Consider the following 249-nt stretch of genomic DNA (forward strand, 5'->3'; position numbering starts at 1 on the left):
CGGAGGTAGAACAGAGGGCCCGGCGGGGCCGGGCCCTCTCGCCCATCGCTATGCGGGCGGCGCTTCCCCACAGCAGACACAGGTGTCGCCGTCGAGGTAGGCCCTCGCGATGTCGTCGGGGTCGCCATCCTCGGCGGGCACTTCGTGAGTCTCAAGCCACCACCGGATTGCTGGGGTTGACATATTCACTTCCTTTGGCGTGTTTGCTAGCAATTCTGGGGTCACCAGTAGCGAGGATTCAGCACCTCG

General features: G+C 64.3%; 1 protein-coding gene. It reads right to left on the reverse strand.

All coding sequences use genetic code 11. The annotated features are described in order from the left end of the window. Window positions 1-48: 48 nt before the first annotated feature. The coding region (locus tag SB660_RS22590; RefSeq protein ID WP_410584731.1) for a hypothetical protein at window positions 49-249 on the reverse strand (201 nt) is incomplete at its 5' end.

Origin of the sequence: Bacillus sp. SIMBA_005 (genome assembly GCF_046535585.1) — a bacterium.
In the GTDB taxonomy this organism is placed as follows: Bacteria; Bacillota; Bacilli; order Bacillales; family Bacillaceae; genus Bacillus; species Bacillus pumilus.